This is a genomic window from Bradyrhizobium genosp. A (genome assembly GCF_049949275.1).
Lineage (GTDB): Bacteria > Pseudomonadota > Alphaproteobacteria > Rhizobiales > Xanthobacteraceae > Bradyrhizobium.
Genome location: NZ_CP188196.1, coordinates 7993733 through 8017502, shown reverse-complemented (window position 1 = coordinate 8017502; position 23770 = coordinate 7993733). Strand labels below are relative to the sequence as shown.

22 protein-coding genes, 1 other RNA gene and 2 pseudogenes are annotated in these 23770 nt (G+C 65.5%); 11 read left to right on the top strand and 14 right to left on the bottom strand.

The window, feature by feature from the left end:
- Positions 1 to 37 precede the first annotated feature (37 nt).
- The 3 genes from hrpB (at position 38) to ACP2YP_RS37560 (ending at position 4833) form a co-directional block, all read left to right on the top strand.
- Entirely contained in the window at positions 38 to 2512 is a 2475-nt protein-coding gene (hrpB, locus tag ACP2YP_RS37570; protein WP_426421326.1) for an ATP-dependent helicase HrpB, read from the top strand.
- Between the two features lie 128 nt (positions 2513 to 2640).
- On the top strand, positions 2641 to 3153 hold the full coding sequence (locus ACP2YP_RS37565; protein ID WP_426421325.1) for a TIGR02281 family clan AA aspartic protease: 513 nt from the start codon (positions 2641 to 2643) through the stop codon (positions 3151 to 3153).
- Positions 3154 to 3333: 180 nt separating this feature from the next.
- The gene (locus ACP2YP_RS37560) at positions 3334 to 4833 is read left to right on the top strand and encodes a phosphomannomutase/phosphoglucomutase (RefSeq protein WP_426421324.1); all 1500 of its coding nucleotides are present in this window, start codon (positions 3334 to 3336) and stop codon (positions 4831 to 4833) included.
- 159 nt (positions 4834 to 4992) lie between these two features.
- Here the strand turns inward: ACP2YP_RS37560 and ACP2YP_RS37555 are convergent, their stop codons facing one another.
- The 9 genes and pseudogenes from ACP2YP_RS37555 to ACP2YP_RS37515 form a co-directional block, all read right to left on the bottom strand.
- Entirely contained in the window at positions 4993 to 5502 is a 510-nt protein-coding gene (locus ACP2YP_RS37555; protein WP_426421323.1) for an Lrp/AsnC family transcriptional regulator, read from the bottom strand.
- Positions 5503 to 5601: 99 nt separating this feature from the next.
- Positions 5602 to 6522, bottom strand: a complete 921-nt coding sequence (locus ACP2YP_RS37550) for a sugar kinase (RefSeq protein WP_426421322.1) — start codon at positions 6520 to 6522, stop codon at positions 5602 to 5604.
- A 6-nt stretch (positions 6523 to 6528) separates the two neighbouring features.
- Positions 6529 to 7468 (bottom strand): annotated as a pseudogene (nudC, locus tag ACP2YP_RS37545) (NAD(+) diphosphatase).
- Between the two features lie 11 nt (positions 7469 to 7479).
- Positions 7480 to 7899: an HIT domain-containing protein gene (locus ACP2YP_RS37540; protein WP_426421321.1), complete on the bottom strand. Its 420-nt coding sequence runs from the start codon at positions 7897 to 7899 to the stop codon at positions 7480 to 7482.
- A 132-nt stretch (positions 7900 to 8031) separates the two neighbouring features.
- Positions 8032 to 9159 carry a muconate cycloisomerase family protein gene (locus tag ACP2YP_RS37535; RefSeq protein ID WP_426421320.1) on the bottom strand — a complete coding sequence of 376 codons (1128 nt, stop codon included), beginning with the start codon at positions 9157 to 9159 and terminating at the stop codon, positions 8032 to 8034.
- Positions 9156 to 9911, bottom strand: a complete 756-nt coding sequence (locus ACP2YP_RS37530; protein ID WP_426421319.1) for an SDR family NAD(P)-dependent oxidoreductase — start codon at positions 9909 to 9911, stop codon at positions 9156 to 9158. Before ACP2YP_RS37530 ends, ACP2YP_RS37535 begins: the two co-directional genes overlap by 4 nt.
- Complete coding sequence (locus ACP2YP_RS37525; protein WP_426421318.1) at positions 9911 to 10717, bottom strand: amino acid ABC transporter ATP-binding protein; 807 nt, start codon at positions 10715 to 10717, stop codon at positions 9911 to 9913. The genes ACP2YP_RS37530 and ACP2YP_RS37525 overlap by 1 nt, the downstream gene beginning before the upstream one ends.
- On the bottom strand, positions 10714 to 11376 hold the full coding sequence (locus ACP2YP_RS37520; RefSeq protein WP_426421317.1) for an amino acid ABC transporter permease: 663 nt from the start codon (positions 11374 to 11376) through the stop codon (positions 10714 to 10716). The genes ACP2YP_RS37525 and ACP2YP_RS37520 overlap by 4 nt, the downstream gene beginning before the upstream one ends.
- Before the next feature lie 183 nt (positions 11377 to 11559).
- On the bottom strand, positions 11560 to 12414 hold the full coding sequence (locus ACP2YP_RS37515) for a transporter substrate-binding domain-containing protein (RefSeq protein ID WP_426421316.1): 855 nt from the start codon (positions 12412 to 12414) through the stop codon (positions 11560 to 11562).
- Between the two features lie 184 nt (positions 12415 to 12598).
- Here ACP2YP_RS37515 and ffs point away from each other — a divergent pair.
- The 5 genes from ffs (at position 12599) to ACP2YP_RS37490 (ending at position 16038) form a co-directional block, all read left to right on the top strand.
- An RNA gene (gene ffs, locus ACP2YP_RS37510) (signal recognition particle sRNA small type) lies at positions 12599 to 12695 on the top strand.
- A 94-nt stretch (positions 12696 to 12789) separates the two neighbouring features.
- Positions 12790 to 14631 (top strand): DNA polymerase III subunit gamma/tau, encoded by a 1842-nt coding sequence (locus ACP2YP_RS37505; RefSeq protein WP_426421315.1) that lies wholly within the window; start codon positions 12790 to 12792, stop codon positions 14629 to 14631.
- Between the two features lie 23 nt (positions 14632 to 14654).
- On the top strand, positions 14655 to 14975 hold the full coding sequence (locus tag ACP2YP_RS37500) for a YbaB/EbfC family nucleoid-associated protein (RefSeq protein WP_212303945.1): 321 nt from the start codon (positions 14655 to 14657) through the stop codon (positions 14973 to 14975).
- A gap of 1 nt (position 14976) precedes the next feature.
- Positions 14977 to 15579 carry a recombination mediator RecR gene (gene recR, locus ACP2YP_RS37495; RefSeq protein WP_426421314.1) on the top strand — a complete coding sequence of 201 codons (603 nt, stop codon included), beginning with the start codon at positions 14977 to 14979 and terminating at the stop codon, positions 15577 to 15579.
- Positions 15580 to 15606: 27 nt separating this feature from the next.
- Positions 15607 to 16038 carry a hypothetical protein gene (locus ACP2YP_RS37490; RefSeq protein ID WP_426421313.1) on the top strand — a complete coding sequence of 144 codons (432 nt, stop codon included), beginning with the start codon at positions 15607 to 15609 and terminating at the stop codon, positions 16036 to 16038.
- Between the two features lie 119 nt (positions 16039 to 16157).
- Here the strand turns inward: ACP2YP_RS37490 and ACP2YP_RS37485 are convergent, their stop codons facing one another.
- A complete protein-coding gene (locus tag ACP2YP_RS37485) occupies positions 16158 to 17528 on the bottom strand; it encodes an AmpG family muropeptide MFS transporter (RefSeq protein WP_426421312.1) in 1371 nt (456 codons plus the stop codon).
- Between the two features lie 179 nt (positions 17529 to 17707).
- Positions 17708 to 18910 carry a DNA recombination protein RmuC gene (locus ACP2YP_RS37480; RefSeq protein WP_426421311.1) on the bottom strand — a complete coding sequence of 401 codons (1203 nt, stop codon included), beginning with the start codon at positions 18908 to 18910 and terminating at the stop codon, positions 17708 to 17710.
- 171 nt (positions 18911 to 19081) lie between these two features.
- On the opposite strand from ACP2YP_RS37480, the gene def reads away from it, so the two are divergent.
- From def to truA, 3 genes are read left to right on the top strand one after another with little or no spacing between them, the layout of a single operon-like run.
- A complete protein-coding gene (gene def, locus ACP2YP_RS37475) occupies positions 19082 to 19606 on the top strand; it encodes a peptide deformylase (protein WP_426421310.1) in 525 nt (174 codons plus the stop codon).
- A gap of 12 nt (positions 19607 to 19618) precedes the next feature.
- The gene (gene fmt, locus ACP2YP_RS37470; protein ID WP_426421309.1) at positions 19619 to 20554 is read left to right on the top strand and encodes a methionyl-tRNA formyltransferase; all 936 of its coding nucleotides are present in this window, start codon (positions 19619 to 19621) and stop codon (positions 20552 to 20554) included.
- On the top strand, positions 20554 to 21291 hold the full coding sequence (truA, locus tag ACP2YP_RS37465; protein WP_426421308.1) for a tRNA pseudouridine(38-40) synthase TruA: 738 nt from the start codon (positions 20554 to 20556) through the stop codon (positions 21289 to 21291). The genes fmt and truA overlap by 1 nt, the downstream gene beginning before the upstream one ends.
- Before the next feature lie 152 nt (positions 21292 to 21443).
- On the opposite strand, the gene dapE is transcribed toward truA, so the two are convergent.
- The 3 genes and pseudogenes from dapE to dapD all read right to left on the bottom strand — a co-directional run bounded on the left by dapE (position 21444) and on the right by dapD (position 23744).
- Positions 21444 to 22622, bottom strand: a complete 1179-nt coding sequence (gene dapE / locus ACP2YP_RS37460) for a succinyl-diaminopimelate desuccinylase (protein ID WP_426421307.1) — start codon at positions 22620 to 22622, stop codon at positions 21444 to 21446.
- Positions 22619 to 22714, bottom strand: a pseudogene (locus tag ACP2YP_RS37455) (DUF805 domain-containing protein); the annotation flags it as partial. The pseudogene ACP2YP_RS37455 and the gene dapE, both read right to left, overlap by 4 nt.
- A 184-nt stretch (positions 22715 to 22898) precedes the next feature.
- Positions 22899 to 23744, bottom strand: a complete 846-nt coding sequence (gene dapD, locus ACP2YP_RS37450) for a 2,3,4,5-tetrahydropyridine-2,6-dicarboxylate N-succinyltransferase (RefSeq protein WP_200470367.1) — start codon at positions 23742 to 23744, stop codon at positions 22899 to 22901.
- Between the last annotated feature and the right edge of the window lie 26 nt (positions 23745 to 23770).

Sequence of the window (23770 nt, the reverse complement as noted above, 5' to 3'; positions counted from 1 at the left end):
CTCGGGCCAAGCCCGGGCATGACGACCGGATGATTTCTTGCCCCGCAATTTCGACACGCCCCTCCCGATCGATGCCGTGCTCGACGACCTCTCGCGCACGCTGGAGGCGCATAACGCGGCCGTGCTGGTGGCTCCTCCGGGCGCCGGCAAGACCACGCGGGTGCCGCTGGCGCTGCTCGATGCGCCCTGGGCCAAGGGCAAGAAGATCATCGTGCTGGAGCCGCGGCGCATTGCGGCCCGCGCCAGCGCCGATCGCATGGCCAAGTCGCTTGGCGAGCGCGCCGGCGAAACGGTCGGCTATCGTGTCCGCTTCGGCTCGAAGATCTCGCGGGCCACGCGCATCGAGGTCGTGACCGAAGGCATTTTCACCCGCCAGATCCTCGACGATCCCGAGCTCTCGGGCATTGCGGCCATCCTGTTCGACGAATTCCACGAACGCTCGCTCGACGCCGACATGGGCCTTGCGCTGGCGCGCGATGCGCAACTCGGCCTGCGCGAGGATCTCCGCATCCTGGTGATGTCGGCCACGCTCGACGGCGCGCGTGTCGCAAAGCTGCTGGGCCAGGCGCCTGTCGTCGAGAGCGAGGGCCGCGCTTTTGCGGTCGAGACCCGTTATCTCGGCCGCAAGGCGGATGCGCCGATCGAACGGCAGATGGCGGATGCGATTGCGTCCGCGCTCCGAGCCGACAGCGGCTCGGTGCTCGCCTTCCTGCCGGGCGCCGCCGAAATCCGCCGCACCCAGAATTTTCTCAGTGAACGCGTGCAGGATGCCAGCATCGAAATCGTGCCGCTGTTCGGCGCACTCGATGCCGCCGTGCAGGACCGCGCCATCGCGCCGGCGCCAAAGGGCATCCGCAAGGTCGTGCTCGCGACCTCGATCGCCGAGACCTCGCTCACGATCGAAGGCGTGCGCATCGTCGTCGATTCCGGTCTCGCCCGCGTGCCGCGCTACGAGCCGGACATCGGCCTGACGCGCCTCGAGACCGTGCGTGCCGCGCGTGCCGCAGTCGACCAGCGCCGCGGTCGCGCCGGCCGTACCGAGCCCGGCGTCTGTTACCGGCTGTGGGACGAGCCGCAGACGGCATCGCTCGCGTCCTACACCCAGCCGGAAATTTTGAGCGCTGACCTCTCCTCGCTGGTGCTCGATCTCGCGCAATGGGGCGTCGCCGACCCTGCCGCGTTGTCGTTCCTCGATCCGCCGCCGCAGCCGGCGTGGAAGGAAGCAAAAAGCCTGCTGTCCGAGCTCAACGCGCTCGATGGCGACGGCCGGATCACGGCGGAGGGCAAGAGCCTGCGCGCGCTGGCGCTGCCGCCGCGGCTGGCGCGCATGATCGTGGACTCGCATCGCGCGGGCGCGGGCGAAGAAGCGGCCGAGATCGCGGCCATTCTCACCGAGCGTGGCCTCGGCGGCGACAGCGCCGATCTCGAGCACCGGCGCGACCAGTTCCGCCGCGACCGTTCCCCGCGGGCGGCAAGTGCGCGCGATCTGGCGCGGCGCTGGGCCTCGCAGGTCGCCGCGTCCGAGAAGGCGGGACAACAGGAGGGTCTCTCGACCGGCCTGATGCTCGCCTATGCCTTTCCGGACCGGGTCGCGCGCAACCGCGGCAATGGCAGTTTCGTGCTCGCCAACGGTCGTGGCGCCGCGGTGGAGCAGACCTCCTCGCTTGCTCGTGCGCCCTATATCGCGATCGGCGAGATGACAGGGACGGCCGCGAGCGGCCGCATCCTGCTCGCCGCGCCGATCGCCGAGGACGATATCGAGCGGCATTTCGCCGAGCATATCGACACGGCCGACGAGATATTCTTCGACCGTGGCGCGATGGCGCTGCGCGCGCGGCGCAAGCGCGTGCTGCATGCGATCACGCTGTCCGAGGCCACGCTTGCCGTGTCGCCGTCGGAAGACACCGCGCGCATTTTTGCCGATGGGCTGATCGCTGCCGGCCTCGACCGGCTGCCTTGGTCGAAAGCCGCCAAACAATGGCGCGACCGCGTCATGTTCTTGCGCAAGGCCGAGGGCGATGGCTGGCCTGATCTCTCCGACGACGGGCTGATCGCGCGGCGCGACGACTGGCTGGTGCCGGCGCTCAACGACAAGATCGCGCTGAAGGACATCTCCGCCGGCGATCTCTCCGATGCGCTGATGGCGCTATTGCCGTGGGAGATGCGCGCGCGGCTCGACCGCGAGGCGCCGACCCATTTCGAGGCGCCGACGGGAAGCGTGCTCGCGATCGACTACGAGGCTGAGCAGGGGCCGACCATCGCCGTGCGCCTGCAGGAATTGTTCGGGCTCAACACGCATCCGTCGATCGCCGGCGGCAAGGTGCCGCTGGTGCTGGAACTGCTGTCGCCGGCGCAACGCGCGGTGCAGGTGACGCGCGATCTCCCCGGTTTTTGGCGCGGCAGCTACGCCGCGGTGCGCTCCGATCTGCGCGGCCGCTATCCCCGCCATCCCTGGCCCGAAGATCCGGCAAGCGCGCTGCCGACCCGGCGGGTCAAGCCGCGCGGGACGTGAGAAATCGCGCCCCGCCATTAACCGTACGCTCATCCTTTTCGTCAAAATGACACCGGCTCTGTCGTGGCGGCGCTCGCGGCCAGGTGTGTTGCGTGGTGAAATCGAGCTTTCGGCTCGGAAGTGGTGTGATGCGTAACATTATGATCTTCGCGGCCATCATGATCGGCCTCGGCACTTTCATGGCGCAGCTGGCGGACAAGATGAGCTCCGCGTCCGCCACGTCAGCGCCGCAGACGACGGTCGCGGTTGCGACCACGGCGCCGGCGGGCGGCCGCAGCCTCAACATTCCCCGCGACGGCCGTGGCCACTTCCAGACCGAAGGCCGCGTCGACGGCCAGCGCATCGGCTTCATGGTCGACACCGGCGCCTCCGTGGTGGCGCTGAACGAAACGTCGGCCGCCCGCTTCGGTCTGCGTCCTTCGCGCAGCGACTACAACGCCACCGTCACCACCGCCAACGGCACCATCAAGGCCGCGCGTACCCGCATCGCCATGCTGGACGTCGGTGGTCTCATCGTGCGCGATGTCGATGCCATGGTGCTGCCGGACGAGGCGCTGTCGGAGAATTTGCTCGGTCTCTCCTTCCTGTCCCGCCTGAAGCGCTTTGAGTACGCCAACGGCCAGATGGTGCTGGAGCAGTAAGTTCGAGCTGATTGCAGCCGGACAATCTCGATATTGCCCTGAGCGAGCCTGCGGCAGGTAACGTTTTTCCGTTACCAAACTGCCGCAATTATCGGCCATAAGCATTCATTCCCGCCTTCCGCTGCGGCCCGGCATTCGCTAAGGCTGCATCAATTCCTGCCTTTTCACGAGACCGTCTCAATGTTTCCCAAGCCGAAATCCGTCTTGCTGCCTAACACCTACGCCTTCGAATCCGAGCCGATGGTGAAGCCGACCGGTTTTCGCGAGTACGACGCGCGCTGGCTGTTCCAGAAGGAAATCAACCTCATGGGCGTGCAGGCGCTCGGCATGGGGCTGGGCGCGCTGATTGCGGAACTCGGCGTCAGCCAAGAGATCGTCACCGGGCATGACTTCCGCGGCTATTCGGCCTCGATCAAATATGCGCTGATCTCCGGCCTGATGGCGGCCGGTTGCAAGGTGCACGACATCGGGCTTGCGGTGACGCCGATGGCCTATTTCGCGCAGTTCGACCTCGACGTGCCCTGCGTCGCCATGGTCACGGCCTCGCACAACGACAATGGCTGGACCGGCGTGAAGATGGGCGCCAACCGTCCGCTGACCTTCGGCCCTGATGAGATGACGCGGCTGAAGGAGATCGTACTCAACGCCGATTTCAACAACAAGGCCGGCGGCTCCTACCAGTTCCACGAGAACTATCCGGCGCGCTACATCGCCGACCTCACCAACCGCCCGAAGCTCAAGCGCAAGCTGAAAGTGGTCGCGGCCTGCGGCAACGGCACCGCCGGCGCATTCGCGCCGCAGGTGCTGGAGGCGATCGGTTGCGAGGTGATTCCGCTCGACACCGAGCTCGACCACACCTTCCCGAAATACAATCCGAATCCGGAAGACATGGAAATGCTGCACGCGATCCGCGATGCGGTGCTGCATCACAAGGCCGATGTCGGCCTCGGCTTCGACGGTGACGGCGACCGCTGCGGCGTCGTCGACAACACCGGCGAGGAGATCTTTGCCGACAAGGTCGGCGTGATGCTGGCGCGCGACATGTCGGCGATCCACAAGGATGCGCAGTTCATCGTCGACGTGAAGTCGACCGGCCTGTTCATCACCGATCCCGTCTTGCAGAAGCAGGGCGCCAGGACCGCCTACTGGAAGACCGGCCATTCCTACATGAAACGCCGCACCAACGAGACCGGTGCGCTCGCGGGCTTCGAGAAGTCCGGCCATTTCTTCTTCAACAACCCGTATGGACGCGGCTATGACGACGGTCTCGTCTCGGCGCTCGCGATCTGCGACATGCTCGACCGTGCGCCCGGCAAGTCGATGGCCGATCTGAAGAACGCGCTGCCGAAGACCTGGTCGTCGCCGACCATGTCACCGCATTGCGCCGACGAGACCAAGTATGGTGTGATCGACCAGGTGGTGAAGCATTTTGAGGGCCTGCAGGCGAAGGGCGCGAAGATCGGCGGTCAGGCGATCCGCGATCTCGTCACCGTCAACGGCGTGCGCGTCACGGTCGAGGACGGCAGCTGGGGCCTGGTGCGCGCTTCCTCCAACAAGCCCGAGCTCGTCGTCGTGGTCGAGAGCCCGGTCTCCGAGCAACGCATGCACGACATGTTCGAGATGGTGAACAGCGTGCTGCGCACCCATCCCGAAGTCGGCGAGTACAATCAGAAGATCTGAGGCGTTTCAGAGATACTGGACGCCGCTATCTCCGCCGTCATGCCCGGGCTTGTCCCGGGCATCCACGCCTCTCCTCATACGCGAATGCAAAGACGTGGATGGCCGGGACAAGCCCGGCCATGACGATTGCCGTAGAAGCGTCGCGGTCCTTGAGCAGACTTAAGCCGTCACCACCGCCGGGATCGGCAGCGCGGTGACCGACTTGATCTTCTCCATCGCGAAGCGCGAGGTGACGTTCTTCAGCGGCACGGCGCTGATCAGCTTCTTGTAGAATATGTCATAGGCCTGCATGTCCGCGACCACGACGCGCAGCATGTAGTCGACGTCGCCGGCCATCCGGTAGAATTCCATCACCTCGGGCATGGCGCTGACCGCCTCGGCGAACTTCTTGAGCCAGGCGTCGGAATGATCCGAGCTCTCCACCGACACGAACACGGAGATGCCGAGCCCGATCTTGTTCTGATCGACCAGCGCCACCCGCTTCAGGATCACGCCGTCGGCCTCCAGGCGCTGGATGCGCTTCCAGCAGGGGGTCGAGGACAGCCCGACGCGGTCGCCGATTTCGGCAACGGACAGGGAGGCATCCTCCTGGAGCACCATCAGGATCTTGCGGTCGATGGCGTCGAGGCGGCGGCTGGTCTCGGGGAGTTGGACGGCGACGTCGGTCATTTGAAGAACTTTGTTCCATTTCATGGGTCAATTTACCTGATATATAGAAAATCATTCTATAGCAAGCCTATAATCTCGACGACCGACCGGCTCAACTCCTCATGGCTTGCGCAAAAGGTCTTCAACTTCAATACGTTGTGGGGCGGCCAGGCCGCCGCCATGGCGGGTGCATTTCAGTGCTGCGGCAGCCGCGGCGAATCGCAACGCCTCCCGCACGCCGCCGCCCTCGGCAAGCCGAAGCGCGAAGGCGCCGTGGAAGACGTCGCCGGCCCCGAGCGTATCGACGGCGTCAACCGGGAAGGCCGGCGTCTGCTCCGGCGTGGCCGCCTCGTTCAGCCAGATCGTGCCGCGCGGGCCGCGGGTCGCCGCGAGGAAAGCTGGTGTCAGCCCGGCCAGCCGCTTCAAGGCCTCGCCGTCGTCAGCGACGCCGGCCGTCTCCTGTACCTGCTCGCTGGAAAACAGCAGATGCGAGGCGGCCGTGAGCAGGCCATCAGTCAGCGCCATCGCGCGGTCGACGCCGACGATGACGGGAATGCCGCGCCGGCGCGCCTCGGCGCAGAGTTCGATGCAGAAGGCGCCGCAGCGGCTCTCGACGAGGACGGCCTGACAATCGGCGAGGAGCTCCTCTGCATCTGATAGCTTCACGGTCCACAGCGCGGGATCGCGATAGATCGTCAGTGTTCGCTCGCCGGTCACGTCGATGATGATCGCAGAGACGGGCGTGGCCGCATCCGGCATGCGCACGATATGTCTGATGTCGATGCCCTCGGCCGCCATCCGCTCGAGGATGAAGCTGCTCGACGTCTCCCGCGCATCGCCCATCGACCCGGCAAACGCGACGCGGCCACCGAGCCGCGCCATCGCGATCGCGGCATTGAGCGCATTGCCGCCGCAGATCTCGGCAAGATGCGTGGCGTTGGCCTTGCTGCCGCGCGCCGGCACGGAATCGACCTGAAAGATAAGGTCGCGCACGGGAATGCCGATGCAGAGGATGCGCGGCGCGATCCCTGATGCAGCCATCTGCGGTCAGCTCTTGTTGTGCACCCAGCGGCCGAGCAGATGATGCGCGATGGCGAAGGGATGCGGGCCGGCGAGCCCGTCGGGATGGGTCCGCGTCAGCATCAGCGCCGCTTGCTCGCGCGTGAACCAGCGCGCATCCTCGAGCTCGGAATGATCGACGACGATGTCCTCGTTCAAGGCCCGCGCGCTGCAACCGATCATCAGGGACGACGGATAGGGCCAGGGCTGCGTCATGTAATACTGCACGTCGGTGCAGCGTATGCCTGACTCTTCGAGGATCTCGCGGCGCACTGCGTCCTCGATGGTCTCGGCGGCCTCGACGAAGCCGGCGAGGCAGGAATACATGCCCGGCGGAAACTGCTTCTGACGGCCGAGCAGGCATTTGTCTCCGGAGGAGACGTGCATGATCACGACCGGGTCGGTGCGCGGGAAATGTTCGGCCTTGCAGGCAGGGCATTCGCGCTTCCAGCCGCCTTCCTTCATCGCGCTGCGGGTGCCGCAATTGGCGCAATAGCCGTGGCGCTGGTGCCAGCCCACCATCGATTTCGCCATCGCGATCGCCGATAGCTCGTCGGGCGGAATCGCGCCCTGCATCGCCATGCCGCGCAGCTCTGTGACGGTGTAATCCTCGCGGCCGATCAGCTTCTCGGCGGCAGCTTGTGCCAGACCCATGCCGAAGATCGCGGCGCCGTCGCGCAAACCCAGAAAGATCGTGCCGGGATTGGCGCCGCATTTCAGCGCTTCGTCGATCGAGAGCAGTGCGCGCACCTTTTCGCCCTCGCGCTTCACCAGGAGCGAGTCGCGATAGACGACATAGGCGCGCGACGATGATCTCTGTTCCATCGCGAACAGTTTTTCGTCGTCACGGCGCAAATGCGCGGCGCGGTCGAGGACATTGGTGACGAAGGCCGGTTGCCCCAGCGGAAACGAGTTCGAATGCTGACATTTCTTGTTCTTTCAGCCCAACCAGATTTTTCGGCGAAGCGCGCTGATGAAATTCTGCACCTCGGTGGCGTCATGCGCCAGAGGCGGCATCACGCCCCAGACCGGCCGCGGCCAGGCGGCGTCGCCGGTGCGGCGCGCGATGATGTGAACGTGAAGCTGCGGCACGAGGTTGCCGAGCGCTGCGACGTTGAGCTTGTCGCATTTGGTGATCTCCTTCAGCGCACGCGAGACGCGGGAGATCTCGGTCATCAGCTGCGCCTGCTGGACCTCGTCGAGATCGATGATCTCGACCGCGTCGGTGCGCCGCGGCACCAGCAGCAGCCAGGGATAATGCGCGTCCTTGATGACCAGCACCTTCGACAGTGGCAGGTCGCCGATGTCGATGGTGTCCTCTTTCAGGCGGGAGTGCAGCGACCAGGCGGGATCGGACATATGCGTTTCCAGATTGCCCGGGGGCGGGCACATTTGGCGGGACCATACGATACCGATTCCGATAGGGGAAGGATCGGAGCCGCATACGCGGTCGGCATTCCAGGTGCGCTGCGCGCCCCGGAATGACAGAACCTACGCCTCCGCCAGCACCCGCGCATTGGCGCGAATCGAGGCTTCGCTGACGCGAATACCGAGGCCGGGGCCGTCGGGCACGACAACGTGACCTCCGCGGTTCGCAACGCGCTCTTCGAGCACATCCTCCGTCAGCACATGATGCGGCATGTAGAACTCGCAGCCGAGCGAGATGCCCGGTGTTGCCGCGATCAGCTGTGTGCCGGCGGCTAGCCCAATGCCGCCCTCCCACAGCGTGCCGCCATAGCCCGGCAGGCCGGCGATGTCGGCGATCGCCATGATCGCCTGCGCCTCGAACAGGCCGCCGGCCTTCATCAGCTTGATCGAGACGGCATCGGCCGCCTCGCGGCGCACCACCTCCATCATGTCGCGACGGTCGAAGCAGCTTTCGTCGGCGAGCACAGGCGTTTCCAGCGCGGCGGTGAGCTGCGCCATCACGTCGAGAAATTTGCGCGGCACCGGCTGCTCGATGAAGGTCGGTGCGAACTCCTCGACATCGCGCAGGATCTTGATGGCGCCGAACGGCACCAGCGCCTGGTTGTAGTCGACGCGCAGATCGACCTTGTCGCCGAACTCTTTGCGGATCGCGGCGAGATGATCGAGGTCTTCCCGATGCGGCTTCACGCCGGTCTTGACCTTGTAGATGACGTTGCCGTCCGGAACCATCTTTCGCATGCGCTCGAGATCGGCGGCGAAATCCGGATCGGCAATCGAGAACGACAGCGGGATCGTATCGCGCACGCGGCCGCCGAGCAGGTCCGCGACCGACAGCCCCGACGATTTGCCGATGATGTCCAGCAGCGCCATCTCGATCGCGACCTTGGCCTCGGTGTGGCCGACCAGCGCGCGGTCGAGCTCCGCCATCAGCGCGCGAATGCGGCGCACGGATTTGCCGAGCAGAATCGGCCGCAGATAGATATCGAGCGCCGAGAACGCCGCTTCCGGCGTTCCCGTGAAGACCTCCCACGGCGCCGCCTCGCCCCAGCCGATCACGCCGTCGCTCGACGTCAGCTCGATCAGCACGCGCTTCACCGTGCCCTTGACGTTGCCGACGCCCTGCAGGCGCGCCATCTTGATCGGGCTCTCGATCAGGAACAGGCGGAGACGTTCGACGGTCGCTTCGGTCATGTCAGGCCTCCATTGACGTGCCAGATCTGGCCTGTGACGTAAGACGCTCTTGGTGACGCCAGGAAGGCGATGATCTCGGCGACCTCTTCCGGCCGCCCGCGGCGGCGCATCGGGATCAGCGCCTCGGTCGCGGCGATCTGCTCGGGCGACAGCCGGCTCTCGCTCGGCTTGTCCTTGACGATGAGACCCGGCGCAACCGCGTTGACGGTGATGCCGTCTTTCGCAAGCTCGATCGCGGTCAGCCGCACCAGCGCTTCCAGCGCGGAGCGGCTCGCCGCCGTCGCCGCGAACGGCGCGAATTCGGGTCGGATCGCATGTGCCACAAAGGACGATACCGCGATGATCCGTGGATCTTGCCCGGCACGCAGCAGTGGAAGCGCCGCCTCGACCATCCGCGTGAACGCGAGTGCCGATTCATTCATCGCCTGGCGAAACTGATCGGCCGGCGTGCCGATGGCGCTGCCGCGGCGAGCGTGGCCGCCGACCAGGATCAATCCGTCGAGCCGGCCGAAGGCGCGTTGCGTGGCGGTGATGGCTTCCGTGGCCGCGGTCTCCTCGGCGAGATCGCCAAGACATTTGGCGACCACAGCGCCCTTCGCCTCGGTCTCCGCCGCCACGGCATCGAGACCTTCTGCGTTCGCGCGCGTGTGCAGCAGAAGCGCGACGCCGGGCGCGGCAAGCAGTTTTGCAGTGGCGCGGCCGATGCCGCTGGCGGCACCGGTGACGAGATAGGCGCGGTCGATATTCGGCATCACGGTGTCGCGGTGGCCGGCGGCAGCGCGCCGGTGCGGTGGAAGTGGCTGAGGAAGGCGCGCGTCGCGGGAGCTTGCGGATTGTCGATCACCTGCCGCGCCGGACCTTCCTCGACGACGACGCCGTCGCGCATGAAGATGAGGCGGTCGGCGACTTCACGGGCAAAGGCGATCTCATGGGTCACGATCACCATGGTCATGCCTTCGGAGGCCAATTGCTGGATCACGTTCAGCACCTCACCGACGAGCTCGGGATCGAGCGCCGACGTCGCTTCGTCGAACAGCATGACATCCGGCTCCATCGCGAGCGCACGCGCGATCGCGACACGCTGCTTCTGGCCGCCGGAGAGCGTCGCCGGATACTGGTCCGCCTTCTCGACAAGGCCCACCTTGGCGAGTTGCGTGCGCGCGAGCTTCTCGGCATCCGCCTTGGCCATGCGCCGCACCGTGACCGGTCCCTCCATCACGTTTTGCAGCGTCGTCATGTGCGGGAACAGATTAAAATGCTGGAACACCATGCCGGTGGTGGCGCGGAATCTGGCGAGTGTCTTCACGTCGGGCAGCTTTGCGCCCTCGCCGAACGCAAAGCGGGTGTCGCCGACCCGGACGCTGCCGCCATCGGGTGCGACCAGCAGATTGATGCAGCGGAGCAGGGTCGACTTGCCCGAGCCGGACGGCCCGATCAGTGCCACGACACCGCCCTTGGCAACGTCGAGGCTAATGTTCTTCAGGACCTCGTTGTTGCCGAAGCTCTTGCGCAAGCCACGGATCTCGATTTTCGAAGTGTTCTTGGATGGCTCGCTCATTCGCTGACCGCCAGTCGCTTCTCGCCGCGGCGGACGATGATGGTGAGCGGAATCAGGATCGCCGCATAGGCCACCGCGACCGCAGTGTAGGTCTCCAGCGGCCGGTAGCTGTCATGGGCCGCGACTTGGCTTTGATAGACCAGATCAGGCACCGCCAGCACCGAGACCAGCGAGGTGTTCTTGAACTGGATGATCGACTGGTTCATCAGCGCCGGGATCATGCGCTTGATCGCCTGCGGCAGCACGATACGCCGCATGCTCTGGCCCGGCGTCATGCCGAGCGCGGCGCCGGCTTCGGACTGGCCGCGGTCGATCGAGATGATGCCGCCGCGGATGATCTCCGAATAGAACGAGCCGCCATAGAGCGAGAGCGCCAGCGCCGACGCGGTGATCGGCGTCATGTCGATGCCGGCGAGGATCGGCAGAGCGTAATAGAACCAGATCAGCTGCACCAGGATCGGCGTGCAGCGGAACGCCTCGATGAAGGTCAGCGCGATCATGCGCACTGCTCTGAAGCGCGACAGGGTGCCGAACGCGCCGAACAGACCGAACACCAGCCCGAGCACCACGATGACCACGGTGAAGCCGACGGTAACGCCGAGCCCGTTGAGAAAGAGCCAGCGATAGCTCCAGAGGATGCCGAAGTCCCAATGATACATGCGTGTCTTCTTACTTTACCTCTCCCGCTTGCGGGAGAGGTCGTGTCGCATCGAAGATGCGACACGGGTGAGGCTCTGTCCTCTTGGGGAGCCCCTCTGCGGAGACACCCTCACCCCAACCCTCTCCCGCAAGCGGGAGAGGGAGCGCAGCGACAGTGCCGATGCAGCGGCGCTCATCACACCTTACAGCGAAACGCCGGGCGGAATGTCCGCTTCGGTCACGCCCACCAGCTCCATGTTGGTGATGATCGCGTTGCGGATGAAGCCGAGGCCCTTGTTGAAGTCGATCCAGGTGTTGACGTAGTCGCGGAAGGTCTTGTCGTTCTCGCGGCGGAAGCCGGCATTCGACGTCGTGGCGAAGATCGGCGTCGGCAGCACGAACTGGCCGAGCGAGGGGTTCTTCTTCAGCACCGTCAGCGACAGCATGGTGATCAGGCACTGCGCATCGACGCGGCCGGTCTGCAGCGCCGCGGTGGCATCGTCGGCCGTTTTCAGCCGCGAGATCTGCGCCTTTGGCGTCAGGCGGCTGACGACTTGGTCGTGCGACGAGCCCTGGTCGACCGCAATCTTGATGTCAGGCGAGTTCAGCTCGGCCCAGCTCTTCGGCTTGAAGTCCTTCTTGCAGAGGATGCCGAAGGCGTTGTTGAAGACCGGCACCGAGAAATCGACCACCAGTGCGCGCTTCGGGGTCGGGTTGAGACCGAAGAAGATGTCGATCTTGTTGGACTGGAGATCGAGCACCGAATTGCCCCAGGTGGTCTCGGTGATCTCGAGCTCGGCTTCCATGTCGTCGGCGAGCGCCTTGGCGATGTCGACGTAAAAACCCTTCCACTGGCCGCTGGCAAGGTCCTTCATGTAATAGGGTGCGCCGCCGCCGACTGCGCCGATCCGCATCTTCTTGGTGCGGCGGATGCGGGCAAAGGTCGATTCGTTGGGATCGGCGGCCTGGGCCACGGCCGGAGAGGCCAGCGCGCCCGCGGCCGCCGCGCCGATGGCGCCAAGTCCGACAATCGATGCAACATCACGACGTGTAACCATTGGGATCAATCGCTTTTCTGGTGAGGTGGAGTTCCGCCACGCGTTCTTACCAAGGCGGCTGGGCTGGTGAAAGCACCGCCTATCGGCTGGGCAGTCCCGGGATTGCCCGGATGCTGGGCAAGATCAAGCTGGGCAAAGTGATACCCGCTTGCTTTCCCGACCTTTTGGCCCCAAATAGGGACCGGGAGATTGGCGGTGGACGAGCCACTCGCCAACCGGGTCAGGTCCGGAAGGAAGCAGCCCTAACGAGGTCCGGATCGGGTCGCTCGTCAGTCTCCTACCTGTTTTTTCGAGCGAATTGCGCAGGCGGGCTTCCCGCCAGCGCGCTCCTGTCCGCAAAAGCCAGCCGAGAGACATTCCATTGCGGATTGACCGATGACCGACGCTGGCGCCCCTCCTAACTCTAACAGCGCCGGCCAGGCCGGCAACGCACCTTACCGGGTGCTGGCGCGCAAATACCGCCCCTCGAGCTTCGACGATCTGATCGGCCAGGAGGCCGTGGTCCGCACTGTCTCCAATGCGTTCGAGACCGGGCGCATTCCGCAGGCCTGGATCCTCACCGGCGTCCGCGGTGTCGGCAAGACCACCACCGCGCGCATTCTGGCCCGTGCGCTCAACTACGAGATGCCGGACGGCTCGGTGAAGGGGCCGACCATCCACATGCCGACCCTCGGCGTGCATTGCCAGGCGATCATGGAAAGCCGGCACATGGACGTGCTGGAGATGGACGCGGCATCGCATACAGGCGTCGACGACGTCCGCCAGATCAATGACAGCGTGCGCTACGCGCCGGCCAGCGCCCGCTACAAGGTCTACATCATCGACGAAGTCCACATGCTGTCGACGGCGGCGTTCAACGCCTTCCTGAAGACGCTGGAGGAACCGCCGGAGCACGCCAAATTCGTGTTCGCGACCACCGAGATTCGCAAGGTTCCGGTCACGGTGCTGTCGCGCTGCCAGCGTTTTGACCTGCGCCGGGTCGAGGCCGACGTGCTGATGAAACATCTCGCCAACATCGCCGCGAAGGAAAGCGTCGAGATCGAGCCGGAGGCGCTCGGCATCATCGCGCGTGCTGCGGAAGGCTCGGTGCGCGATTCGCTGTCGCTGCTCGACCAGGCGATCGCGCATGCGGCGGGCACCGTGAAGGCCGATGCGGTCAGGCAGATGCTAGGCCTTGCCGACCGCACCCGCGTCATTGACCTCTTCGATTCGCTGGCGCGCGGTGACATCGCGAGCGCCTTCAAGGAGTTCCGCGACCAGTACGACGTCGGCGCCGATCCGATCGTCGTGCTCTCGGACCTCGCCGAATTCGTCAATTTCGTCACCCGCGTGAAGATCGTGCCTGTTACCGCCGACAACGTCGCCTATGGCGAGACCGAGCGCGTGCGCGCGAAGGATTTTGCCTCGAAAATCTCGATGCGCGTGCTGTCGCGGATGTGGCAGATGCTGCTCAAGGGCATCACGGAGGTGCAGGCCGCGACGCGCCCTGCTGCGGCCGCCGAGATGGTGCTGGTGCGCATCGCCTATGTCGCCGACCTGCCGACGCCGGACGAAGCCATCAGGATGCTGGAGCAGAACGGCGGCGGTTCGCCGGTCGTGAGCGGCGGCGGTGCTGCGCGCAGCGGCGCGCCGACGGCACCGATGGCCTCCGCGGCGTCTGTGACCTCTGCCGCGCCGGTCCGCATGCCGACCTCGTCGCCGTCATCGTTCGGTGGCGGTGCCCGGCCGCAGATGGCGGCGCCCGCGCCGGATCCGCAAGTTGCCGCACCCCAGCTGCGCATCACCAGCTTCACCCAGCTCGTTGCGCTCGCCGGGCAGAGGCGCGACCTCATGACCAAGGCCGCGCTCGAAGGCGACATGCGCCTGGTTCGTTTCGAGGAGGGCCGGCTGGAAGTCGCGCTCGAGCCGAACGCGTCGAAAACGATGATCTCCGAGCTCGCGCGAAAATTCGAGCTGTGGACCGGCCGCCGCTGGACCATCATTGTGTCCAACGAGCAGGGCCAGGCGACGCTGCGCTCGATGAGCCAGGCCGCCAAGCAGGAACACGCGCGTACCGCCGAGGCCGATCCGCGCGTGCAGGAGGTGCTGTCGCGCTTCCCCGGTGCGAAGGTCGTCGAGGTCCGCAGGCTTGCCCCCGAGGTGCCGGAATCCAATATTAATGCCGACTATGGCTCTGACGATCCGCCCGACGGTTCCGACGCCGACGACGATCTCTGAGTCAGTTTTAAGGACGAACACCCATGGCTGATTTTCTCGGCATGATGAAGCAGGCGGCGCAGCTGCAATCCAAGATGCAGGAGATGCAGGAGCAGCTCGCCAATGTGGAGGTCGAGGGCATCTCCGGCGGCGGTCTCGTCGCCGTGCGCATGACCGCGAAGATGGACGTCAAGGGCATCAAGATCGATCCCTCGCTGATGAAGGCCGAGGAGCGTGAGGTGCTGGAAGATCTGCTCGTGACCGCGCTCGGTGATGCCCGCCGCAAGGCTGAGACCGCGATGCAGGAGAAGATGCAGTCACTCACCGGCGGGCTCGGCCTGCCGCCGGGGCTGTTCGGCCAGTAATATGGGCGCGGTTGCAGGTCCCGAGATCGAGCGGCTGGTCCAGCTTCTCGCACGGCTGCCGGGCCTCGGCCCGCGCTCCGCGCGGCGCGCGGCGCTGCATCTGATCAAGAAGCGCGAAGCGCTGATGATGCCGCTGTCCTCGGCGTTGCAGGTCGCCCTCGACAAGGTGCAAGTCTGCAAGACCTGCGGCAACATCGACACGCAAAATCCCTGCACCGTCTGCACCGATCCGAAGCGCGACCCCGCCATCATCGTCGTCGTCGCCGACGTCGCCGATCTCTGGGCGCTGGAGCGGGCCAATGCGACCCAAGGGCGCTACCACGTGCTGGGCGCGACTTTGTCGCCGCTCGATGGCGTCGGCCCGCAGGATCTCACCATCGACGCACTGGTCGCGCGTGCCCACGCTGCCGAGGTGCAAGAGATCATCCTGGCGCTGAATGCGACAGTCGACGGACAGACCACGGCGCATTACATCACCGACCTGCTTCAGGACGCCAACGTAAAAGTAACCCGGCTGGCCCATGGTGTGCCTGTCGGTGGCGAGCTTGATTATCTCGATGAGGGCACGCTATCGGCCGCGATGCGGCAGCGGACCCTGTTCTAGCCATTCAGACTTGACGGAACGGACGACATGACGAAACGATTCGCCACACGATCGGCTTTGGTCGCGACGATGCTGCTGGTGACCCCGGCCATCGCCGCGCAGCAGGACGGCGAGGCGCCGCCGCCCTCGAAGCCCGGCAAGCCGATCAGCGCCGGCGAGGTGCTCTCGGGTGAGTTGAACGCGATGAAGATTCGTGACGTCAAGAACGCCGGCAAGCGGATTGCGATGTACCAGATCACCTCCGAGCCGCGCCGCCTGCCGGCGCCGAACGGGCTGTGCGATCTCGAGACCGGACCTGAGACCTTCCAGCTCGTCACCTCCAGCGACGCGCAGGCCACGCAGCTGAGATCGTTCGTCGGCAAGGAGATCTCGGTCAAGGTCGACGAAATCGCCTGCGCCAGCGACCCCGGCCAGATGAGCGAGGCCGTGGTCACGAAGTGGAGCCTGGTGAGGAAGTAGTAAGCGGCAGTCGAGCTGCCGTAGGGTGGGCAAAGCGAAGCGTGCCCACCACCTTCTTTCGAATTCCTGGGGCGATGGTGGGCACGGCGCGTTGCGCCTTTGCCCACCCTACGGCACCGTCAAACCCGCACCGGCCCGAGCGCCTCAAAATGCCCGCGCTTCTGCAGCCAGGCGAGCAGTATCAGGCTCGGAATCGCCACCAGCACGCAGATCACGAAGAACAGCGGCCAGCCGGTGGTATCAGCCACGAAGCCGGCACCTGATGACAGATACGTCCGCCCCACCGCTGCCAGCGCGGTGAGCAGCGCATATTGCGTCGCCGTGTGCAGCGGGTTCTGGCACAGAGCCGAGAGATAGGCGACGAAGATCACGGTGCCGATGGCGCTGGTGAAATTCTCGGCGCAGATCGCGAGCGCCAGCGCCCATTGATTAGTGCCGACTATGGCGAGCCAGGAGAAGGTCAAATTGGCCAGCGCCTGCACCACGCCGCCGATCCAGAGCGAAGTCGCAAGCGAGTAACGCCGCGCGACAAAACCGCCGGCGAAGCCGCCGATCAAGGTCGCGGCGAGGCCGACGCCCTTGACGATCGCCGCATAGTCGTTGCGGGTGAAGCCGAGGTCGATCACGAACGGCGCGGTCATCGTTCCCGAGAACGCATCGGTGAACTTGAACAGCACGACGAAGGCGAGCGCGGCGAGTGCGTCCTTGCGCGACAGAAATTCGGAGAAGGCGCCGATCGCCGCGTGCAGCACGCGCGTGAATGCGGTCTCTTCGTGGGTCGCAGCTTCCGCCCGCACCGATTGCTCGGGCTCGGTCGCCGCAAGCGCCGTGATGGTCCCGATCAGCACCATCGACGCCATCACCACATAGCCCCACGTCCAGGCCGAGGCGCGCGGAATGCCGGTGCCCTCGAACCCGGAGACGATGAACAGCGCCCCCGCCGTCGAGACCAGCATGCCGATGCGATAGGCTGCGACGTAAGCCGCCATGCCGGCGGCCTGCTCGCTCTCGGGCAGGCTCTCGACGCGAAAGGCATCGACCACGATGTCCTGCGTCGACGACGTCGTTGCCACCAGCAGCGCACCGAGTGCGACATAGAACGGCGACCTTGCGGGATCGGTCATCGCCAGCAGCAGGATCGCGATGATCAGCAGCAATTGCGAGAACAGCAGCCAGCCGCGCCGTCGCCCGAAAGCGCGCGTGAACAGCGGCACATGCAGCGCATCCACCAGCGGCGCCCACAAGAATTTCAGCGTGTAGGGCGTGCCGACCAGCGCAAACAGCCCGATGGTCTTGAGATCGACGCCCGCCTCGCGCATCCACACCAGCAGCGTCGACCCCGACAGCGCCAGCGGCAACCCCGAGGAGAAGCCGAGGAACAGCACGATCAGCACCCGCGGTTGCAGGTAAACAGCCAGGCTGTCGCGCCAGGAGGTCGGAGCGGCCGAGGAGGTCGGAGCAGCTTCTGAGGTCGCGTCGGGGGCAGTCATTCGGGCTTGTTAGCAGATTCTGGCGCCGCTGCCTCTTCTCCCTCGCCCCGTTCTTACGGGGAGAGGGTGGGGTGAGGGGCCTCTCTCCACAGATGAGATGGCTGTGAGACCTGTACCCCCTCACCCGGATCGCAAGGGCGATCCGACCTCTCCCCGCAAGCGGGGCGAGGTAAGAAAATTTACTCCCCCGCCTGGAGCTTCCTTGGAAACAGCTCCGGCGCGCCTGACGCCACCAGCCGCGGGCCGTCCGCGGGCGCGTCGGTCTTGCTGAAATCGAGCTCCTCGATTCGCCCTGCGCGCTTTTCGATCTTGTCGGCGGAGATCAGGATCTGGCGGACGTCCTCGTTCGCGTCGGCAAAGTGTTTCTGCAATTTCAGCACGCGGTCGCGCAGGCGGCCGAGATCGTCGCCGAGCTTGATCACTTCGGTCTGGATCTGGTCGGCGGCGTCGCGCATGCGCGCGTCCTTCATGATCTGCTGCATCACCTGGATCGCGAGCATCAGCAGCGAGGGCGACACCAGCACGACCTTGGCGCGATAGGCCTTCTGGATCACGTCGTCGAAACCGTCATGAATTTCGGCGTAGACCGATTCCGACGGCACGAACATCAGCGCCATTTCCTGGGTCTCGCCGGTGACGAGGTATTTTTCCGCGATGTCGCTGACATGCTTCATCACGTCGCCGCGCAGCCGCTGCGTCGCGACGCGCTTCTCCTCGTCAGTGCGGGCGTCGTGCAGCGCGGTCATCGCTTCCAGCGGAAACTTTGCGTCGATGCAGAGCGGGCGCTGGTCGGGCAGGAACACCACGCAGTCCGGCCGTTTTCCGGTCGAGAGCGTGAACTGGAATTCGTAAGCACCCTTCGGCAGGCCGTCCTGGACGATCGCTTCCATCCGCGCCTGGCCGAAGGCGCCGCGCGACTGCTTGTTGGCGAGCACGTCGCGGAGCGTCGTCACCTGCGTGGTGAGGTCGGTGAGGTTCTTGTGCGCGTTGTCGATGATGCCGAGCCGCTCGTGCAGCGCGCGCAGGCTCTCCATGGTGTTCCGGGTCGAGTGCTCCATGGACTGGCCGACCCGATGGGTCACCGAATCCAGCCGCTCGTTCACCGCGCGCGCCATCTCCGCCTGGCGGCCGGCCAGTGCCTGGGTCATGGCGTCGGCCCGGCCGGCGGCCTCGCTCTGGGCGTGCAGGACCTGGCTGAGACTCTCCTCGAGCTCGTCGGCCCGGATCGCGTGCGCGATGGCGAGTTCCGCGCCGCGCCGCCCGGATCGCGCGATCACTACCGTGAGAACCACCAGCAGGATGAGGACCAGGGCGCCGAAACCGATCAGCGCATCGATCGCGCGCACCGGCCAGTCGCCGAGCATGAAAATGATCTCGTTCATGCCAGCCCTTCTAGCCGATTCGCCGGGTCATACGAACGAATAGCGAACATTTATGGTTAATCGATCCCTGATTTTTATCGTTAACGAAACCTGAAGTTTTATGGTTAGCGGACCGTTAACGCGTTCCCGGCCGCATTGACCGCTTGTCGCGCGCGGCTTAAATCGCCCGCCATGGCCCTCAGAGAAATCATCATCCTGCCCGACAAGCAGCTGCGTCTGGTCTCCAAGCCGATCGAGAAGGTCACGCCGGAGATCCGCAAGCTTGCCGACGACATGTTCGAGACCATGTACGACGCGCCCGGCATCGGCTTAGCTGCGATCCAGATCGCGCAGCCGCTGCGGCTGATCACCATGGACCTCGCCAAGCCCGACCAGGACGGCGAGACCAAGCCGGAGCCGCGCGTCTTCATCAATCCGGAGATCATCGCGTCGTCCGAGGACCTGTCGGTCTACGAGGAAGGCTGCCTGTCGATTCCCGAATTTTACGAGGAGGTCGAGCGGCCCGCGAAGGTGCGCGTGCGCTTTACCGATCTGGACGGCAAGGTGCACGAGGAGGACGCCGAAGGCCTCTACGCCACCTGCATCCAGCACGAGATCGACCATCTCAACGGCGTGCTGTTCGTCGACTATCTGTCGAAGCTCAAGCGCGACCGCGTGATCAAGAAGTTCGAGAAAGCCGCCAAGCGCGCGGAGTAAGGTTCTCCGTCGATGCCCCTTCGCCTGATCTTCATGGGCACGCCCGATTTCTCCGTGCCGACGCTGCTCGAGCTGGTCGCGCATGGCCACGAGATCGCGGCCGTTTATACCCGCGCGCCGAAGCCGGGCGGCCGGCGTGGCCTTCAATTGCAGCCGACGCCGGTTGAAGAAGCCGCGCGAAAGCTCGGCGTGCCCGTGCTGACGCCGAAGACGTTGAAGACACAGGAGGCGCTCGACGAGTTCAGCGCCTTTGGGGCCGATGCGGCCGTCGTCGTTGCCTACGGCATGATCCTGCCGCAGGCGATCCTCGATGCGCCAAAGCTCGGCTGTTACAACCTTCACGCCTCGCTGCTGCCGCGCTGGCGCGGCGCCGCGCCCATCAACCGCGCGATCATGGCTGGCGATGCCGAGAGCGGCGTGATGGTGATGAAGATGGATGTCGGCCTCGACACCGGCGACGTCGCGATGGCCGAGCGTCTCGCGATTACCGACAACATGACCGCGGTCGATCTGCATGATCGCCTGTCCCGGCTGGGCGCCGACCTCATGGTGCGTGCGATGGCCGCGCTCGATCGCGGTGGCCTCCAGCTCAAGAAGCAGAGCGAGGACGGCGTCACCTACGCCGCCAAGATCGACAAGGCCGAGGCACGGATCGACTGGAGCAGGCCCGCGCACGCGGTGCTGCGCCACATCCACGGCCTGTCGCCGTTTCCCGGCGCCTGGGCCGAGCTCGCCGGTGTTACGGAGAATGCGCGCGTAAAAATTTTGCGCTGTGAGCTTGCAAAGGGCTCCGGTGCGCCGGGCGAGGTGCTCGATGGCCAGCTCACCATCGCCTGCGGCGAGGGTGCGATCCGCATCCTCGAGCTGCAGCGTGAGGGCAAGGCCCGGATGCAGGCGGTGGACTTCTTGCGCGGCGTGAAAATCGAGCCGCCCATGCGGCTGATCTGATGCCCCGCTACAAGCTCACCATTGAATATGACGGCGCGCCGTTCTTCGGCTGGCAGATCCAGGACACGCTGCCCTCGGTGCAGGGCGCGCTGGAAGCGGCGGTGAAGGCGATGACCGGCGCGGATGCGCGGGTGCACGGCGCGGGCCGCACCGATGCCGGCGTGCATGCGCGCGGCCAGGTCGCGCATGTCGACATCGAGAAGCAGTTTCCGCCGGGCCGTTTTCGCGACGGGTTGAATGCGCATTTGCGCCCGCATCCGATTGCGGTGCTCGAAGCCGAGATCGTGCCTGACACGTTCGAAGCGCGCTTCTCGGCTGTGAAACGCCACTATCGCTACCGGGTCATCAACACCCGCGCCAATCTCGCGCTCGACATCGGCCATGCCTGGCGCGTGCCGCGCCGGCTCGACTCTGACGCGATGCATGCGGCCGCACAGCGCCTGCTCGGCAAGCACGATTTCACCACCTTTCGCGACACCGAGTGCCAGGCCAAGTCGCCGGAAAAGACGCTCGACCAGCTCGACGTGCTGCGCGAAGGGCGCGAGATCATCATCGTCACCTCGGCGCGCTCGTTCCTGCATAGCCAGGTGCGCTCGATGGTGGGATCGCTGGTCTGGGTCGGCGAAGGCCGCTGGACTGCGGACGATCTCTCCGCAGCGCTGGACGCGCGCAGCCGCGCCGCGTGCGGCATCGTCGCGCCGCCGGAGGGGCTGTATCTGGTGAAGGTGGATTATTGAGGTCTCTTCACCTCGCCCCGCTTGCGGGGAGAGGTCGATCGCGCAGCGATCGGGTGAGGGGGACTCTCCGCGAGTCCGTCTCTCACCGAAATCGCGGAGACAGCCCCTCACCCCGACCCTCTCCCCGTAAGGACGGGGCGAGGGAGAAGAGCCTACCCAAAATACCGCGTCAAAATTCCGCGATACACCTGCGTCAGCTTCTCCAGATCCTCAACAGGCACGCGCTCGTTGACCTGGTGCATGGTCTGGCCGACCAGGCCGAACTCGATCACCGGGCAATAGCTCGAGATGAAGCGGGCATCCGAGGTGCCGCCTGAGGTCGACAGCTCCGGCTTGCGGCCCGTCACTTCCTCGATCGCCGACACCGCTAGGTCGGTGAACGGCCCCGGCTTGGTCACGAACACGTTGGAGTTCGATGGCTCCCAGACGATGCGGGCCTTGATGCGGTTGCCGCAGGCTTTGGTCAGGCGCGTCTCGACCAGCTCGCGCAGGCTCGCTTGCGTGTGGTTGTCGTTGTAGCGGATGTTGAATTTTGCGCGGGCCTCGCCGGGGATGACGTTATTGGCTTTGTTGCCGACGTCCACCGAGGTGAATTCGAGATTGGACGCCTGGAACTGCGCGCTGCCATGATCGAGCGGCTCGTCGCTGATTGCCACGATCAGCCGCGAAATATCCGGCACCGGATTGGCCGCGCGATGCGGATAGGCGACATGGCCCTGCACGCCGTCGACATAGAGCGTGCCGGATTGCGAGCCGCGGCGGCCGACCTTGATGGTGTCGCCGAGCGTCTCGACATTGGAGGGCTCGCCCAGCACGCAATGGTCGAATTTCTCGCCGCGCTCCGCCGCCCATTTCAAGAGCTTGATGGTGCCGTTGATAGAGACGTCTTCCTCGTCGCCGGTGATCAGGAAAGAGATCGAGCCCGAGCCTGATTCTTGGCCGTCCGCGCGCGGCTTGCCGTCGTTCGCGGCGAGATGCTCCAGCACCGCGGCGACCGAGCAGGCGATGCCGCCTTTCATGTCGACCGCGCCGCGACCGTGCAGGAAACCGTCCTTCACTTCGCCCGAGAAGGCACCGACGCTCCAGGCGCTCTCATCGCCGGGCGGCACCACGTCGGTATGACCGGCGAAGGTAATGTGCGGGCCCTCGTTGCCGATCCGCGCGTAGAGATTGTCGACATCGGCGGTGCCGGGTTCGCTGAAGGTCACGCGGTGGCAGGTGAAGCCGGCTGCATTGAGAGCTTTTTCGAGCACCCCCAGCGCGCCGGCGTCGGCCGGGGTGACAGAGGGGCAGCGGATGAGGTCGCGGGCAATGGACAGGGCATCGGTCATCCGCCCCGCTTAACATGCATGCCGCCGGGTGGGCTAGCACCGGGCGGCACAAATTCGAGCTCGGCCTGCTGGTCCCAGCTTTTCGGAGGGGGCGCGGTGATCGCGGTGCTGTCCGCGAGTTCTTACCTCGCCCCGCTTGCGGGGAGAGGTCGGATTGCATCGCAGATGCGATCCGGGTGAGGGGGTACAGGACCCGCGGCCATCTCATCCGTGGAGAGAGGCCCCTCACCCCAACCCTCTCCCCGCGAAGGGCGGGGAGAGGGAGAGGAGAGAGTCTCAATCCCGCAGCAGCTCGTTGATGCTGGTCTTCGACCGCGTGCGCTCGTCGACGCGCTTGACGATCACCGCGCAGGCGGTGCTCGGGCCGATCTGGCCGTTCTTCATCGGCTTGCCGGGTAGCGCGCCGGGCACCACCACCGAATACTCCGGCACTTCGCCCATGAAGATCTCGCCGGTCTCGCGGTCGACGATCTTGGTCGAGGCGCCCAGGAAGACACCCATCGACAGCACCGCGCCCTTGCGCACGATGACGCCCTCGGCGACCTCGGAGCGCGCGCCGATGAAGCAGTCGTCCTCGATGATGACGGGCTCGGCCTGGAGCGGCTCGAGCACGCCGCCGATACCGGCGCCGCCGGAGATGTGCACGCGCTTGCCGATCTGCGCGCAGGAACCGACGGTGGCCCAGGTGTCGACCATGGTGCTCTCATCGACATAGGCGCCGAGATTGACGAAGGACGGCATCAGCACGACGTTCTTGGCAATGAAGGCCGAGCGGCGCACCACGGCGCCGGGCACCGCGCGAAAGCCGGCATCGCGAAAACGGTTCGGGCCCCAGCCTTCGAACTTCGAGGGCACCTTGTCCCACCAGTTCGCCTGGCCCGGGCCGCCGGGAATGACGTCCATGTCGTTGAGGCGGAAGGAGAGCAGCACGGCCTTCTTCAGCCACTGATTGACCTTCCACTTGCCATCAGTGCCGCGCTCGGCAACGCGTGCCTCGCCCTTGTCCAGAATCTCCAGCGACTGGTTCACGGCCTCGCGGACCTCGCCCTTGGTCGAGGTCGAGATGCCGTCGCGTGCGTCGAAGGCGCTGTTGATGGTGGATTCCAGGGCGGACAGGGACATCGGGATTTCCTCAGTGGCAGGCGGGA

Excerpts from the sequence above, each read along its gene's own strand:
- fmt (WP_426421309.1), top strand. The coding sequence starts at position 19,619 with ATGCCCCTTCGCCTGATCTTCATGGGCACGCCCGATTTCTCCGTGCCG.
- dapE (WP_426421307.1), bottom strand. The coding sequence starts at position 22,622 with ATGACCGATGCCCTGTCCATTGCCCGCGACCTCATCCGCTGCCCCTCT.
- ACP2YP_RS37485 (WP_426421312.1), bottom strand. The coding sequence starts at position 17,528 with ATGACTGCCCCCGACGCGACCTCAGAAGCTGCTCCGACCTCCTCGGCC.
- ACP2YP_RS37520 (WP_426421317.1), bottom strand. The coding sequence starts at position 11,376 with ATGTATCATTGGGACTTCGGCATCCTCTGGAGCTATCGCTGGCTCTTT.
- ACP2YP_RS37560 (WP_426421324.1), top strand. The coding sequence starts at position 3,334 with ATGTTTCCCAAGCCGAAATCCGTCTTGCTGCCTAACACCTACGCCTTC.
- ACP2YP_RS37540 (WP_426421321.1), bottom strand. The coding sequence starts at position 7,899 with ATGTCCGATCCCGCCTGGTCGCTGCACTCCCGCCTGAAAGAGGACACC.
- truA (WP_426421308.1), top strand. The coding sequence starts at position 20,554 with ATGCCCCGCTACAAGCTCACCATTGAATATGACGGCGCGCCGTTCTTC.
- ACP2YP_RS37490 (WP_426421313.1), top strand. The coding sequence starts at position 15,607 with ATGACGAAACGATTCGCCACACGATCGGCTTTGGTCGCGACGATGCTG.
- ACP2YP_RS37515 (WP_426421316.1), bottom strand. The coding sequence starts at position 12,414 with ATGGTTACACGTCGTGATGTTGCATCGATTGTCGGACTTGGCGCCATC.
- recR (WP_426421314.1), top strand. The coding sequence starts at position 14,977 with ATGGGCGCGGTTGCAGGTCCCGAGATCGAGCGGCTGGTCCAGCTTCTC.
- ACP2YP_RS37530 (WP_426421319.1), bottom strand. The coding sequence starts at position 9,911 with ATGCCGAATATCGACCGCGCCTATCTCGTCACCGGTGCCGCCAGCGGC.
- ACP2YP_RS37550 (WP_426421322.1), bottom strand. The coding sequence starts at position 6,522 with ATGGCTGCATCAGGGATCGCGCCGCGCATCCTCTGCATCGGCATTCCC.
- ACP2YP_RS37555 (WP_426421323.1), bottom strand. The coding sequence starts at position 5,502 with ATGACCGACGTCGCCGTCCAACTCCCCGAGACCAGCCGCCGCCTCGAC.
- ACP2YP_RS37500 (WP_212303945.1), top strand. The coding sequence starts at position 14,655 with ATGGCTGATTTTCTCGGCATGATGAAGCAGGCGGCGCAGCTGCAATCC.
- dapD (WP_200470367.1), bottom strand. The coding sequence starts at position 23,744 with ATGTCCCTGTCCGCCCTGGAATCCACCATCAACAGCGCCTTCGACGCA.
- ACP2YP_RS37565 (WP_426421325.1), top strand. The coding sequence starts at position 2,641 with ATGCGTAACATTATGATCTTCGCGGCCATCATGATCGGCCTCGGCACT.
- ACP2YP_RS37525 (WP_426421318.1), bottom strand. The coding sequence starts at position 10,717 with ATGAGCGAGCCATCCAAGAACACTTCGAAAATCGAGATCCGTGGCTTG.
- def (WP_426421310.1), top strand. The coding sequence starts at position 19,082 with ATGGCCCTCAGAGAAATCATCATCCTGCCCGACAAGCAGCTGCGTCTG.
- ACP2YP_RS37505 (WP_426421315.1), top strand. The coding sequence starts at position 12,790 with ATGACCGACGCTGGCGCCCCTCCTAACTCTAACAGCGCCGGCCAGGCC.
- ACP2YP_RS37535 (WP_426421320.1), bottom strand. The coding sequence starts at position 9,159 with ATGACCGAAGCGACCGTCGAACGTCTCCGCCTGTTCCTGATCGAGAGC.
- ACP2YP_RS37480 (WP_426421311.1), bottom strand. The coding sequence starts at position 18,910 with ATGAACGAGATCATTTTCATGCTCGGCGACTGGCCGGTGCGCGCGATC.